This window comes from Geminocystis sp. NIES-3708, assembly GCF_001548095.1.
In the GTDB taxonomy this organism is placed as follows: domain Bacteria; phylum Cyanobacteriota; class Cyanobacteriia; order Cyanobacteriales; family Cyanobacteriaceae; genus Geminocystis.
Genome location: NZ_AP014815.1, coordinates 2,823,384 through 2,837,112 on the forward strand (window position 1 = coordinate 2,823,384; position 13,729 = coordinate 2,837,112).

Annotated in this window: 15 protein-coding genes; 2 read left to right on the plus strand and 13 right to left on the minus strand. The window is 30.9% G+C overall.

Annotated elements, in window-relative coordinates; genetic code table 11:
* Window positions 1–16: 16 nt before the first annotated feature.
* Together GM3708_RS12435 and hypE are read right to left on the minus strand one after the other, a co-directional pair.
* Window positions 17–298 carry a DUF4090 family protein gene (locus GM3708_RS12435; RefSeq protein ID WP_066347447.1) on the minus strand — a complete coding sequence of 94 codons (282 nt, stop codon included), beginning with the start codon at window positions 296–298 and terminating at the stop codon, window positions 17–19.
* A gap of 337 nt (window positions 299–635) precedes the next feature.
* A complete protein-coding gene (gene hypE, locus GM3708_RS12440) occupies window positions 636–1,682 on the minus strand; it encodes a hydrogenase expression/formation protein HypE (protein WP_066347457.1) in 1,047 nt (348 codons plus the stop codon).
* Between the two features lie 120 nt (window positions 1,683–1,802).
* Between hypE and hypD the strand changes: the two genes are divergently transcribed.
* Complete coding sequence (gene hypD, locus GM3708_RS12445; protein ID WP_066347459.1) at window positions 1,803–2,897, plus strand: hydrogenase formation protein HypD; 1,095 nt, start codon at window positions 1,803–1,805, stop codon at window positions 2,895–2,897.
* A 454-nt stretch (window positions 2,898–3,351) separates the two neighbouring features.
* On the opposite strand, the gene GM3708_RS12450 is transcribed toward hypD, so the two are convergent.
* The 5 genes from GM3708_RS12450 to GM3708_RS18585 form a co-directional block, all read right to left on the minus strand.
* Entirely contained in the window at window positions 3,352–3,639 is a 288-nt protein-coding gene (locus GM3708_RS12450) for a YkvA family protein (protein ID WP_066347464.1), read from the minus strand.
* A gap of 199 nt (window positions 3,640–3,838) precedes the next feature.
* Window positions 3,839–4,312 (minus strand): GNAT family N-acetyltransferase, encoded by a 474-nt coding sequence (locus GM3708_RS12455; RefSeq protein ID WP_082714107.1) that lies wholly within the window; start codon window positions 4,310–4,312, stop codon window positions 3,839–3,841.
* A gap of 386 nt (window positions 4,313–4,698) precedes the next feature.
* Window positions 4,699–4,917 carry an antibiotic biosynthesis monooxygenase family protein gene (locus tag GM3708_RS12465; protein ID WP_066347469.1) on the minus strand — a complete coding sequence of 73 codons (219 nt, stop codon included), beginning with the start codon at window positions 4,915–4,917 and terminating at the stop codon, window positions 4,699–4,701.
* 197 nt (window positions 4,918–5,114) lie between these two features.
* Window positions 5,115–5,855 carry an SDR family NAD(P)-dependent oxidoreductase gene (locus tag GM3708_RS12470; protein WP_066347476.1) on the minus strand — a complete coding sequence of 247 codons (741 nt, stop codon included), beginning with the start codon at window positions 5,853–5,855 and terminating at the stop codon, window positions 5,115–5,117.
* Between the two features lie 173 nt (window positions 5,856–6,028).
* On the minus strand, window positions 6,029–6,220 hold the full coding sequence (locus GM3708_RS18585; protein WP_197671664.1) for a type II toxin-antitoxin system HicB family antitoxin: 192 nt from the start codon (window positions 6,218–6,220) through the stop codon (window positions 6,029–6,031).
* Between the two features lie 180 nt (window positions 6,221–6,400).
* Between GM3708_RS18585 and GM3708_RS12475 the strand changes: the two genes are divergently transcribed.
* A complete protein-coding gene (locus GM3708_RS12475; RefSeq protein WP_066347478.1) occupies window positions 6,401–8,629 on the plus strand; it encodes an FdhF/YdeP family oxidoreductase in 2,229 nt (742 codons plus the stop codon).
* On the opposite strand, the gene GM3708_RS12480 is transcribed toward GM3708_RS12475, so the two are convergent.
* From GM3708_RS12480 to GM3708_RS12505, 6 genes are all read right to left on the minus strand, one after another.
* Window positions 8,616–9,038, minus strand: coding sequence for a VOC family protein (locus GM3708_RS12480; RefSeq protein WP_066347479.1), 423 nt, complete (start codon window positions 9,036–9,038; stop codon window positions 8,616–8,618). The two genes, GM3708_RS12475 and GM3708_RS12480, sit on opposite strands and share 14 nt — an antisense overlap.
* A 20-nt stretch (window positions 9,039–9,058) precedes the next feature.
* Window positions 9,059–10,132, minus strand: coding sequence for a glucose-1-phosphate thymidylyltransferase (locus GM3708_RS12485; RefSeq protein ID WP_066347480.1), 1,074 nt, complete (start codon window positions 10,130–10,132; stop codon window positions 9,059–9,061).
* Between the two features lie 262 nt (window positions 10,133–10,394).
* On the minus strand, window positions 10,395–11,270 hold the full coding sequence (gene rfbD, locus GM3708_RS12490) for a dTDP-4-dehydrorhamnose reductase (protein WP_066347481.1): 876 nt from the start codon (window positions 11,268–11,270) through the stop codon (window positions 10,395–10,397).
* 72 nt (window positions 11,271–11,342) lie between these two features.
* On the minus strand, window positions 11,343–11,888 hold the full coding sequence (gene rfbC / locus GM3708_RS12495) for a dTDP-4-dehydrorhamnose 3,5-epimerase (protein WP_066347484.1): 546 nt from the start codon (window positions 11,886–11,888) through the stop codon (window positions 11,343–11,345).
* A gap of 90 nt (window positions 11,889–11,978) precedes the next feature.
* Window positions 11,979–12,905, minus strand: coding sequence for a class I SAM-dependent methyltransferase (locus tag GM3708_RS12500; protein WP_066347488.1), 927 nt, complete (start codon window positions 12,903–12,905; stop codon window positions 11,979–11,981).
* Between the two features lie 85 nt (window positions 12,906–12,990).
* Window positions 12,991–13,722, minus strand: coding sequence for a TVP38/TMEM64 family protein (locus GM3708_RS12505; RefSeq protein ID WP_082714110.1), 732 nt, complete (start codon window positions 13,720–13,722; stop codon window positions 12,991–12,993).
* Window positions 13,723–13,729 lie beyond the last annotated feature (7 nt).

Here is a 13,729-nt window from a genome sequence, read left to right on the forward strand (position 1 = left end):
AATAAGTTTTTTGCTACTATTTACTATAATAAAACGCAATTTCTTTATCTTTTAAAGGAGCAAAATTAGCGTCAATCAACTTTTGATTAAGTTCATCTTGGGGTATATGTTTAGCCCCGATTCGCACAATTCTTGAACGCATAGTATTACTTACTCCGCTACGTTGTCTTTGACCTTCTAATCCCATCACCTGATTATATAAATCTATTTTTGCTGTGGGGATTTCACTGCCATCAAAATCAATTCCTTTTGCGATCGCTTGATCAACTGCATCAGCTCCAGTGGTTAAATTAGTCATAATAAATTTATATTAACTATTTAACTTTTTATCATATCATCACAGAGGAAAATGTCAAGAAAATTAGTTAGGTTATATTCCATTTTTCTTGATTGTTCATTGCTACAAATTTTTTATAATCAAAATTTAAAACTATGATTTTTTCTATACCTAAATCATCAATAGTTTTTACCACTAATCTTAAATAATTTAATCTTATAATGTTAGTTTCTTTTTTTATTTATGTATATTTTGATAATTTTCTTATTGATTTAGTGTGTTCTTAAAATATTAAACATATATACTTATCAAATTTATAATTACTTTGTTATTTGATAAAATATACAGAATCTAGGTATTAACAAATACGAGGTAACTGTTCGCCACTTAACAAATTAATAACTCTTTTTCCCCCAATTTTACTATTTAGAATCACCATAGAATTTTTACTTTTTTTTACTTTACCAATTATATTAGCACTAGAATTTTCTGCTTTTAAAATAGTTAAACTTTTATCGACATCTTCTTCAGAAATAAACATTATAAATCTACCTTCATTTGCTACATAAAGAGGATCAAAACCTAATATTTCACACGCACCTTTTACTTCTTCTTGAACATCAATAGCATTCTCATTAATCGTAATTTCTATATTAGCAGAAAAAGCAATTTCATTCAATGCACTAGCTAATCCTCCCCTTGTTAAATCTCGTAAACAATTAATTTTAATTCCCGCATTTATTAAATCTAAAATAATTTTTGTAACTGGTGCAGAATCACTTTTAATAGAGGTTTCAAACTCTAAACCTTCTCTAATTGCCATAATTGCAATGCCATGTTGTCCAATATCTCCACTAAGAATAACCATGTCATTAGATTTTATAGAGTGAGGATTAATATCTAAATTATGGTTAATAATTCCGATGCCAGAAGTGTTAATAAAAATTTGATCACCTTTTCCTTTTTCAACAACTTTAGTATCCCCAGTAACTATTTTTACGCTACTTATTTCTGATGCTTTTTTTATAGATTGTATAATTCGCCATAACGTAGCAATTTCTAATCCTTCTTCGAGAATAAAACTTAAACTTAAATAGAGAGGAATCGCCCCAGACATTGCTAAGTCATTTACTGTACCATAAACCGCCATCGAACCAATATCACCCCCCGGAAAAAATAGAGGATTTACCACATAAGAATCTGTTGTGAAAGCAATTTTTTTACTAGATAAATTAAGCACTGCTGAATCATGTTCAATATAATTTTTATCTTGAAAAGTAGCCAAAAACATATTATTAATTAACTCTCTCATTAACTTGCCACCGCTACCATGACCTAATAAAATATGGGAATATTTATCCATAGGTAAAGGACAATTTAATTGAAAATTACTATTCTCTTGCATAATATTTATATATAATTTTATGATTGATTATAATATAAATAATAATAATTTAAGCAAGTAATTAATTGATATTTTCACTAAAAAAAATGTTAAAATCAAAAAAATATTACTGACAATATCATGAAATTTGTTGATGAATATAGAGACATAAATTTAGTTCAAAAATACTCTGAAAAGATCGCAAATATAATAACACAACCATGGCAAATAATGGAAATTTGTGGAGGTCAAACCCATAGTATCGTTAAATATGGCATTGATCAACTGTTACCTTCAGAAATTACTTTAATTCATGGTTCTGGATGTCCTGTTTGTGTAACAAGTATAGAACTAATTGACCAAGCTATAAAAATTGCTTTGTTACCTAATACTATTTTATGCTCTTTTGGAGATATGTTAAGAGTACCAGGAAGTAAAAAAGATTTACTAAATATTAAAGCATTAGGAGCAGATATTCGTATTATTTATTCACCTTTGGATTGTTTAAAAATTGCCCAACAAAATCCTAATAAAGAAGTAGTATTCTTTGCTGTCGGATTTGAAACAACTGCACCAAGCACCGCTTTAACAATTTATCAAGCACAACAACAAAATATTTTTAATTTTTCAGTTTTAATATCCCATGTTTTAGTACCTCCAGCAATGGAAACAATTTTATCATCAAACCAGTGTCAAGTTGAAGGTTTTTTAGCGGCTGGTCATGTTTGTACCGTTATGGGTTATCAAAAATATGAATCTATTTCTCATAAATATAAAGTACCTATTATCATAACAGGATTTGAACCTGTGGATATTTTACAAGGAATTTTTCTTTGTATTCAACAATTAGAAAATAACGACATAAAAGTTGAAAATCAATATAGTCGAGTTGTTAACAAAGAGGGGAATAAAAATGCTCAATTATTAATGAAAAGAATATTTGATACTGATGATTATTTTTGGCGTGGCATTGGCAATATTCCTGATAGTGGCCTAAAACTCAAAGAAGAATATCAGGAGTTTTCAGCGAGTAATAAATTTAATTTAAAACTAATTAATCATCAAGATTTAGAAAATCAAAATTGTATTAGTGGGCAGATTTTACAAGGAATAAAAAAACCCCATGAATGTCCATCTTTTGCTAAAAAATGTACCCCTGAACAACCTTTAGGAGCTCCTATGGTATCATCAGAAGGTGCTTGTGCTGCTTATTATAATTATCGTATAAAGCAATAAAACTTGAGTTCAATATAAAAAATATTGAAGAATAAGATTTTAGTAGTAGTAACTAAACAAAATTTTCTTTTATAAAATAATTAAACTTAGTAAATAATTATCAAAAATAAATTTTAATAATAGATAGACAAACTTTTTTATCAACTCCTAATTATAATTAATTTAGTTTGATAGGTAAATTATTTCATAAAAATTGATGCTTATACCAAAACAATTTTAACTATCATACCTGTGTGTTTAGTACTAATTATCATGGAATTAGCTAGTTTTTTCCTAGTAAAAGCTAATAGTATTGTGGATGTTAATATTAAATCTGTTAATAATCGAACCGTTTTTGATGGTGTACCTGTTATTATTCAAAATAAATAAGGTTAATACAATAATATATTTAAAATGTAAAAATTAATAGTTTTCATTTTTTCAAACTTAAATAAATCTTTTATTTAAGTTTATTTTAATCTAAAGAAACAGCATCAATATCTACAGTTTTTTGTTCTTGTGTTTCTGTATAGGAATCTTTTTTATTTTTTACGCTACTCATAATCATTTGAGAAACTTCTGTTAACATAATTGATAATAATAAAAAATCGTCAATTTGTCCTGCTAAAGGGAAAAAATCAGGAGAAATATCAAAAGGACTTAAAACATAAATTAATGTACCTAAAATAATCCAATTACGATATTTTGGGTTACGGATTGCATTGCGATAAAAACTGTAGAGAGATTGAAGATTAAATTTCATTGGATATAAGTGGATTAGTTAAAAAAGTTAAAAGAAAACCTTGATTGCTTATATAATAACTTATTTTTCATAGTATAAAATAAATAGTAAGTTCAGTTTTCCACCCTTTCAATGACGGTTATTATTATTTTTTCGTTGAATGAACAGTTTGATTAGAATTTTTTATAATCGCTACATAATATATATGCTAAATATTTTATTATAAATAAAATCGATCATCTTCAGGGGTTACAGAAAAAGCAAGATGATATTTTACTTGCCCTTTTGGGGTTGATGTTCCAAAATTTAATGAGAGAAAAAACTCTTGTGGAACTCCCATTAATTCTATGTTTGAATTGTTTTTAAATCCAAACTTTTGATAATATTCAGGCTCACCTAAAACTACGCACCCATCAGCATTTTTTTGTTCGAGAATTTTTAATCCTTCCCTAATGAGTTTTTTTCCGACTCCCTGATTTTGAAATTGAGGTTTAACAGATACTGGTGCTAAACCATACCAATTTTTTGTTCCATCACTAATTTCTACAGGGGAAAATGCGATATGTCCAATTAATAACTCCTCTTTTTCAGCAACCAATGAAATTGAGAGAGAATCATGTTTCCTTAATTCTTCAACTATTAAATGTTCAGTGTGATTACTATAGAACCCATTTGGTATCTTTTTTAGAATGATTACATAGTAATGATTTCAGGAGGAATGCTTTAATCTCGTCAAAGCCTTTTGTTATTTGGGTTACAGGCATCAATATCAAATGGGTTCTATAGGGATGATTTTTAAAAGCTAATTTTGTAATCTCTGTTATCAAATTAATATCATTGGGTGTTTCTTCTCTTATTTTGACAAAGTTAATCATTGATTTATTTTCTAGTCATTAAAAGATAATCTTGAATAGCCGTCTAATATTCTATCGAAATCATCATTACTTCATTTTCCGTATTTTAATTTTTTGCGATCGCCATAATACCATTTAAAAATATTCTTTAATCCCATGACTCATAGTGATAAACCGAACATTTCTTAACAAATTTTTCCATACCGTAAGGAATTACTCAAACGTTTTATTTTTCACCAGCAAAGGCTATCAAAGCTGCTTCATTTTTCCAATGAGAAATCATCATGTATTCGTCTGGCGACCATTTAGTTGGTTTATGAATAGAAGCGGAAATAAAACCAGTAGCTTCCTCTACAGTTCGTAAGGAGAGATCTGAAAATTTATCCTCAAACTCTGTGCGAAATCTTGTATGAATTTGCACTGCAAATATTCTTGTTATAGCCATAGTTTTGTTAAAGATATTAAAGGTAAATTAACATGATAAAAAAACTAAATAGAAAAATATAAAAAATCAATTTAGATAATTTTATAGTCAATTATTTTTATTATTATTATTCCCTATCGCTTATTTCTCCACCTCACCAGCAATTTATTCCCTAGGTACAAGATATGAGTCTAAGGTATCATGGAGATAGAAAATTATTAAGTAAGATTTAAGCCACCATCACAAATGATAATCTCCCCTGTAAGATAATTATTTTTAACTATCATTGATGCCAGTTGAGCAATTTCTTCTGGTTTTGCACCTCGTTTCATGGGTGAACGTTGTTGCCAAGTTTTTTGTGCATCTATCCAATTTTCCGTCATGGGAGTATTGACTAATCCTGGTGCGATCGCATTTACTCTAATCTCTGGTGCTAGACTTAACGCCAGAAGACGTGTCATATGATTGAGAGCAGCTTTACTCGTCGCATATGGAATTGAACCTCCTTTTGGACGAATACCCGCATGAGAACTAATATTGAGAATACAACTAGGACAATCACTATTTGATGATTCTCTTAAGACCTGTTCAGCCTCTGTAATGAGTGTCCATGGTGCGATGACATTAATTTCGTAAATATTACGCCAAATTTCGGGACAAGCCTTTTTCAGAGAATGGTGAGGGATAATAGCATTAATTCCGGCATTATTTACTAAAATATCTAAGCGACCATGATGAGATATAACTGAACTTATCAAATCACGAATTTGTTTTTGATCTGCTAAATCGGCTTGAGTATAAGAAGAATCGGAATGATTTTTTGCTAATTCCCGACCCATTTGCCATGAAGATTTAGAATGGAAAGCGATGGAAAATCCATCTTGAGAAAGTTGTTTTGCAATTGCCATTCCAATTCCAGAAGTAGAACCTGTAATTAAGGCAACTCTTTTTGTCTTCATGTTCTTTAATCCCAAAAAATAATTTGCCAGTTAATAATTAAATTTATCCATGTTAAAAGTGAACGCACTCTTTATGAAATTTGAGGTAGTTTAATCATATAGTCAACATTACGGTTTCAACTTTATCTTCAGGAATATTACGATCTTCTTCTCTCAACATCTCAATATATAATTCAATAGCTTCTTGAATATTGGCGACGAAGTTCAATAATATCTTTGACTGCTTCTTGTAAACTAATAATTAATTCCTCTTTGGTTTTTTCTTGGGCATTTGCACCCGGTATTTCTTCAACCCAACCGAGCCACCAATCCTCATCTTTTGTGATAATTGCAGTATATTCGATCGACATAATCAATTTTCTCATTTTTTGGTTATTCCTAATTATAGTTCTAATTTATGTATTCTCAAACAGAGAAAAGGCGATCGTCTTTCTTAAAATAAATCACTACTAACTATGTGACAATTGGATAAAAAAAACAAAAATACCATAATTGTTAACCATGAAGAATTAAAATAAAAAAGACATCATTATCCGAGTTGAATTATGACAGAATCTACTAAATCCCCTTCTGCTGGTGGCGGTTTACCTGTACTTAAATATTGGGTAGAAAAAAGCGTTTCTCCTCAAGGTGTCAAAATTTGGGAAAAATTAAATCATCAAAGTAGTTGTTTGTCCTGTGCATGGGGTACAGGAGGGCAAAAGGGCGGTTTTGTCAATGAGGAAGGAGAATATTTACAACGATGTGCGAAAAGTGTTGAGGCAATATCCGCAGAATTACAAGAAGGCATTAAACCAGATTTTTTTGCCCAATTTACCATCGAAGAATTACAACAATTAGATTCTCAACAGTGCGATCAACTAGGCAGATTAAGCTATCCTGTAATATTAAGAAAGGATAGTAACCATTATGAAAGGATTACTTGGCAGGAAGTATATGACATAGCAGAAAAAGCCTTTAAACATCCTCCTGAAAGAGTCGCTAGTTATAGCTCTGGAAGGTCATCAAATGAAGCCGCTTTTATTTTACAATTGATGATGAGAGCATTAGGTAGTAATAATTTAGCTGATTGCTCAGACTTATGTCACGCACCTTCCACCGTAGGCTTAAAAGAGGTTTTCGGTAGTGGCACATCAATGGTAAGCCTCGAAAGCCTGAAACAGTCAGATTGTGTTGTTTTAATTGGCTCAAATGCCCCGGCTAATCATCCCCGCTTGATGAATGAATTAATCAAAATTCGAGATAAAGGCGGTAAAGTAATCATTGTCAATCCGCAAATCGAAGTCGGTTTAGTCAAATTCGCCTCCCCTGCTTTTCCCATTAAATCCTTACTAAAAGGTGGCTCAGATATTTCTACTTTATATGTGCAACCAATACCCGGAAGTGATGTCGCCGTATTTGTTGGTATCCAAAAGTCTTTACTCGAACAAAATTTAATCAACTTTGACTATTTACGCAACTATACCGATGGTTGGCAGGAAGTGGTTAACCATGCAGAAAATACTTCTTGGGATACCATTATCGATACTTGCGGTTTATCCAGAGAGGAAATAGAAGAAGTTGCCTATACTATTGGTAAATCGCAGAAGGTTGTCTTTGCTTGGGCAATGGGTATAACTCACCATACCAACGGTGTTGATAACGTCAAAAGTATTGCCAATACTGCCTTAATTACGGGCAATGCTGGTAAAATGGGAGCGGGTACAATGCCCATAAGAGGACATTCTAACGTGCAAGGATTTGGCTCAATGGGAGTTACCATTAGACTTAGTGAGCTCATCAAACAAGCCTTAAAAGAAATTATCGGACAATCTGTCACAGAAACAAAAGGTTACTCTGCAAGGGGATTAATTACTGCTTCGGATAACCATAAAGTAGATACTCTCTTTTGTTTAGGAGGTAATTTATATGGTGCTAATCCCGACTTAACGGAAGCAAAACGATCGTTATCAAACATCGAAACTATCTTTTATGTGGCAACTAAGCCAAATTTAGGACATTTTCACGGGTTAGCTAAAGAAAATACCCTTATTCTTCCAGTATTTAACCGTTTCGAGAATCCTCACCGCACTACTACGGAGTCAGGAAATAACTTTGTGCGCTTAAATGAAATGGGTACAACTCATCTTCAAGATGGTGATTTAGTATCGGAAATTGAGTTAATTACGGAAATTGCGGATAAGATATTAGGTGAAAATCCTATTAATTGGAAGCAATTACAAGATACTAGCTATATTCGGGAGTTAATTGCCAAAACCATACCGGGTTATCAAAAAATAGGCGAAATTGACAAAACTAAAGAAGAATTTACCATTGACGATCGAATTTTTACTCAACCAAGGTTTAAAACTGCTAATGGTAAAGCACAAATGCAAGTAACTCCTTTACCTGTCTTAACTATCCCTGATAAAGAATTTTTTGAAGTGAGTGCAGATAGTAAGGGTATAGTGTTAATTTTAGGCACGGGGAGAGGTTACGGGCAACATAACACCGTTGTTTATAACACCGCAGACAAATATCGGGGAATGCTTCATCGTTACTGTATTTTGATGAATCGTGAGGATATTAAAAAGGGCGGTTTTGTGGAGAATCAACGGGTAAAAGTCAAAGGCGATGCAGGTGAGTTAGACAATATCGAAATTATTGCAGGAAATATTTTGCAAGGCACAGCATTTATGTTTTATCCTGAAGCAAATATTCTATTTAAGGCACATATTGACAATTTGGCAGAAACTCCAGCCTATAAAAGAGTGCCTATTTTTATTTATTCTTAAAATTTTCTAAGGTAAAATGAATTTCTTGACCAAAAGATATTTCTAAAGTGTGTCCATCAGGATCTTTTATATATGCCCAATATCCTACAGGTAAACCCCAATCATTGGGTCCTGACACTAAAATTTTTTCGTCAGAAGCCATAATACACAATTGTTCTACTTTTTTTCGGCTTTCTAAAGCTACACCCAAGTGAGATTGTGGTGTAAGTCTTCCTTCAACCTTCGGCATTTTAATTAAAACAATCACAAATGGGCGAGTCAAATCACTAATCCAGGCAACATCACTTTGAGATACAGTATCTTTCCGACGATGTACGACTTTCATTTGAGCATATTTTTCATAAAAATCAATACTTTTATCAATATCACTAACTTCTAAAGCGACATGAGTAAAACCGAAATCTACCATAAGTTTTTATTTTAAATTCACTATATTAATTCAATTTGAGAATCATCACCTATCATAAAACTAACTGCTTTCGGACGTTTTAATGCTGGATGAATTTTTGCCCTTTGCCCAATGACACTATCCACAATTCGCTGATGAATACCCACAACTTCTGCGGATTCTAAAATCACGCTATGCTCTAAATCTGTTTCGCTTAATTTAACATTATCAGCGATACTTGAATAAGGACCTATAAAACAGTTTTCAAGGAAACAATTCTCTCCTATAATAACAGGACCCCTAATAGTTGAGTTAATAATTTGTGTATTTTTACCAATTTTAACTCTGCCAATTATTTGACTATTTTCTTCAATTATACCTAAATTTTCTGATTCTAAATCAGTATCTAAAATAATTCTATTTGCTTCGAGTAAATCATCTTTTTTTCCTGTATCTAACCACCAGTTTTTTAGTTGTCTTGCTGAAACTAATTTCTTGTCTTCTAATAAAGATTGAATGGCATCGGTTATTTCTAATTCCCCTCTAGCAGAAGGTTTTAAATTAGCGATCGCATTATGAATTAAAGAAGAGAAAAAATAAATCCCCACCAAAGCTAAATTTGATTGCGGATTTTTAGGTTTTTCTACTAATGCTAAAACTTCTCCTTTTTCGTTGACAGTAGCCACACCAAAAGCGGAAGGATTAGAAACTTTTCTGAGTAGAATTAAAGCATCTAACTTTTTCTCAACAAATTCCTGTAAATATTGTTCTAAATCATCGGCAATTAAATTATCACCCAAATACATCACGAAAGGAGAATCACCGAGAAAAGGTTGGGCAATTTTGACGGCATGGGCTAAACCATCAGGACTATCTTGACGAATATAAGTGATGTTTGCACCAAAATAACTTCCATCTCCTGTTTTTTTCTCTATTTCAGTACCAGTTTCAGGGCTGATGATGATGCCTATATCAGTGATTCCTGCACTAACTAAAGCTTCGATACCATACCAGAGAATGGGTTTATTCGCTACAGGTACTAATTGTTTTGCCCCTGTATAAGTTAGAGGACGTAGTCTTGTACCTTTTCCTCCAGATAAAATTAATGCTTTCATAAAAGATAACCTATTTTTTTAGTTTGTCAACAATTTTTTTTAGCTAGTTTTTTTGACTAAGTTAATTGTACAGATAATTAAGACTTTTCTACTTTGAAGATGATAAATTGTTTTGAGAAAATATTTTAGATATTCGGTTATAGATATTAGTAAAATTGATAATTAATTATAGATAATTGACTTTAATTGTACCCTTATATTTATCAGTTAAAAACTGTCTTCAATAATTTTATTTTATGTCTCTTATCTTTTGAAATTAATATTAAGTAAGTTTGAGAAAATATTTAGATAAAGAATCTTGCCAATAAGGAGGAAAACAATCTATATCTTCACTAATTTTACGAGTATTTAACACAGAATAATGAGGACGTTGAGCTGGAGTTGGATATTCTGATGTTAAGATAGGTACAATCTCTTTTACTTTTAAATTATAGCCTAATTTTTGAGCTTCATTAAAAATATTAACAGCAAAATCGTACCAGCTACAAACTCCTAAGTTAGTAAAATGATAAAGCCTTTTACTATTATTTTCATTCCCAAATTTTGTAATAATTTTATTAATAAATATAGCTATATCTTCCCCATAAGTGGGACAACCAACTTGATCTATTACTACTTTGATTTGTTGTCTTTCTTTCCCTAATTTAAGCATTGTTTTAAGAAAATTTCCTTTACCATAAGTACTATAAACCCACGCTGTTCTAATAATAATATAATTATCACTATTTTCTTTAATATTTGTTTCTCCAGCTAATTTACTTTGACCATAAACTCCCAATGGGTTGGTTAAATCTGTCTCTAAATAAGGAGTATTAGATTTCCCATCAAAAACATAATCAGTAGAAAGATGAATTAATTTACCTTTAATTTTACTCATTTCTTCTGCGATTATTTTAGGTGCAATTGTATTTATTTGCTCGGCTAATTTTTTTTCTGATTCGGCTTTATCAACAGCAGTATAAGCCGCCGCATTAACAATAATATCAGGTTTAATTTGTTGAATAATATCTCGAATTTGTTGCTCATTTGTCAAGTCAACTAAACTTCGATCAACTTTAATTAATGTTCCTAATAATGGTAAAGTATAGGTTAATTCTGTGCCAACTTGTCCTTGATTTCCCAATAGTAAAATTTTCATGGTTAATTAATAATTTCAAAAATACTAATTTTGTTGATTGTTAGTGAACTTTTATCATAAATTTTTGGTGTTTTAATCAAAAATATCTGCATCTTTTAATAAGGGTGCATTTTTATCTTTTTGGGATAGTAAAGGAGTTATTTTGATGTTCCAATTAATATTAATATCGCCATCATCCCAACGAATCGCTCTATCATATTCTGGAGCGTAAAAATTATTAGTTTTATATACAACTTCAGCATTTTCAGATAACACTAAAAAACCATGAGCAAAACCTTCAGGAATCCATAATTGTTTTTTATTTTCAGCTGTTAAAATTTCTCCTACCCATTGCCCAAAAGTAGGAGATTTTTTACGAATATCTACTGCAACATCAAAAATTTCTCCTAGTATTGCTCTGACTAATTTGCCTTGAGGTTGTTGAATTTGATAATGTAATCCTCTTAAAACATTTTTTTGAGAGCGAGAATGATTATCTTGGACAAAATTAGTATTTAAACCAGTTTTTTCCTGCCAAGACTTACTATTAAAACTTTCAAAAAAAAATCCTCTTTCATCTCCAAAAATTTTAGGCTCAATGATTAAAACATCGGGAATTTTAGTAACAGTAATTTTCATAAAAAATTAAATTATTTAAAGTAAAAACAAAAAAAGGAATAGTTAATATTCTTTTAACATAATAAGTTGCTTAGATTTGACAAGTAATTATCAATTAACTTTTTGAGCAATAATAGCGCGATGACGAGGACTGATGGGTATAATTTTAGGAGTAGAAAAACCACATTTTTCAAAAACTGATGCTATATCTAAAGTAAAATATTCATCTAAATAAGGCTCAGTACTTTTTAATAAAGTTAAAACATAACGAGGCATTTTTTGATAATTTTCTGATTGTGGATTCATATCCATTATTCCAAAGTATCCACCTTTTTTTAATAATTTATTAGCGGATAAGATAATATTTTCAGCGGCAGATTGAGGTAATTCATGAAACATTAAAAAAGCTGAAATTAAGTCAAAGGATTTTACTGGTAAATTAGTTAATTCTGCCGCACTATGAATCCAATTAATAGACTTATTTTTTATTTTACTTTGATAATTGGCTACCGATAAAAAGTAAGGTGATAAATCTAAACCAGAAATATTACTCTGTGGATAATTTTCTTGTAAAGCAAAAGTACTTAAGCCAACACCACAACCAAAATCTAATATATTCTCAGGATTGGAGATAATTTCTGACTTTAAAACTTGATTATAACTTTCTCTTAAATTTCGATCTCCATCAGCTTGAGGAGTTTTAGAATAGACGGTAGAATGAACACTATAAGATGCAGATTCTAATTCCCAAGCCGCTTCCCAGCTAAGATTACCGTGATCATAAGCATGAAAAGAAGTAAGATAATAAGAAGGATAAGTAATATCAGGATTTTCTACAACTTGAATTTCAGTTTGCCAATCATGGTTTTGAAGATTTTTAACATTATTTTCCCATCCTACACCGATTAGATTCGCACGTTTAATAATCATACTACGGGCTCTGGTTTTAGCAAATTCCATTAAAGGTTTAATATTCAATAAACCATTGATTAATTTGATCGAAAAGTTGTTATCTAATTTGCTAGTTGTTGTATTCATAATCTTACTTTTTACCCAATAATTCACTGTCAATTGTTATCGATTAATGGTGAATGATCAATTATTTGTTATTAATTCTTAATTACTAATTACTTATTTTTTGATAATATGTAGCTGCACCTACTAATAAACCCGTCAATCCTAAAGAAAGAGTAATCATCAACATATCTCCTTTACTCATTGCTGAAATTCCCGCACCCATCATCACAAATGGTAAGATACCCGGAATCGTACCAAAAATAGTTCCCAAAAGATAATCTTTTTTCTTGACACAAGTTAAACCAGCACCAAAATTAACTATTCCATAGGGAATCAAAGGTAGTAAACGAATTGCGAAAATATAACTCATTCCACCCTTTTTTATTTCTTTATCTAATCGTTGCAAATGAATCCCAAATCTTTTTTTAACCCATTTCCTGCCTAAAAATCTTGAATAGGCAAAACTTACCATTGCCGCTATTACAGCAGCGATCGCCGTCCAAAGAAGCCCCCACCAAAAACCAAAAATCAAACCACCGCTAACATTTAAAGGAGTAGAAGGTAACAATAAAATAGTAGCAATAATATAAAGAATAATATAAAAAAAAGGAGCAAATAGTCCCAATTTAGCGACAAAATTCTCTAATAACTCTGGATTAATACCTCCCATCAAGAAAATACCTACCCCTGATACTAAAATACAAATTAATGTTAATATAATTAGTCTGCTCTTCACTTGTAATTGTCCTGTTTTTCTAAAATAATAGTTTACTTTTACTAATGCGATCAAATAAGTGTAGCCTACAATACAAAATATTCTGAAGGTTCTCTCTACCATTAATAGG

Excerpts from the sequence above, each read along its gene's own strand:
- GM3708_RS12435 (WP_066347447.1), bottom strand. The coding sequence starts at position 298 with ATGACTAATTTAACCACTGGAGCTGATGCAGTTGATCAAGCGATCGCA.
- hypE (WP_066347457.1), bottom strand. The coding sequence starts at position 1,682 with ATGCAAGAGAATAGTAATTTTCAATTAAATTGTCCTTTACCTATGGAT.
- hypD (WP_066347459.1), top strand. The coding sequence starts at position 1,803 with ATGAAATTTGTTGATGAATATAGAGACATAAATTTAGTTCAAAAATAC.
- GM3708_RS12450 (WP_066347464.1), bottom strand. The coding sequence starts at position 3,639 with ATGAAATTTAATCTTCAATCTCTCTACAGTTTTTATCGCAATGCAATC.
- GM3708_RS12465 (WP_066347469.1), bottom strand. The coding sequence starts at position 4,917 with ATGGCTATAACAAGAATATTTGCAGTGCAAATTCATACAAGATTTCGC.
- GM3708_RS12470 (WP_066347476.1), bottom strand. The coding sequence starts at position 5,855 with ATGAAGACAAAAAGAGTTGCCTTAATTACAGGTTCTACTTCTGGAATT.
- GM3708_RS18585 (WP_197671664.1), bottom strand. The coding sequence starts at position 6,220 with ATGAGAAAATTGATTATGTCGATCGAATATACTGCAATTATCACAAAA.
- GM3708_RS12475 (WP_066347478.1), top strand. The coding sequence starts at position 6,401 with ATGACAGAATCTACTAAATCCCCTTCTGCTGGTGGCGGTTTACCTGTA.
- GM3708_RS12480 (WP_066347479.1), bottom strand. The coding sequence starts at position 9,038 with ATGGTAGATTTCGGTTTTACTCATGTCGCTTTAGAAGTTAGTGATATT.
- GM3708_RS12485 (WP_066347480.1), bottom strand. The coding sequence starts at position 10,132 with ATGAAAGCATTAATTTTATCTGGAGGAAAAGGTACAAGACTACGTCCT.
- rfbD (WP_066347481.1), bottom strand. The coding sequence starts at position 11,270 with ATGAAAATTTTACTATTGGGAAATCAAGGACAAGTTGGCACAGAATTA.
- rfbC (WP_066347484.1), bottom strand. The coding sequence starts at position 11,888 with ATGAAAATTACTGTTACTAAAATTCCCGATGTTTTAATCATTGAGCCT.
- GM3708_RS12500 (WP_066347488.1), bottom strand. The coding sequence starts at position 12,905 with ATGAATACAACAACTAGCAAATTAGATAACAACTTTTCGATCAAATTA.
- GM3708_RS12505 (WP_082714110.1), bottom strand. The coding sequence starts at position 13,722 with ATGGTAGAGAGAACCTTCAGAATATTTTGTATTGTAGGCTACACTTAT.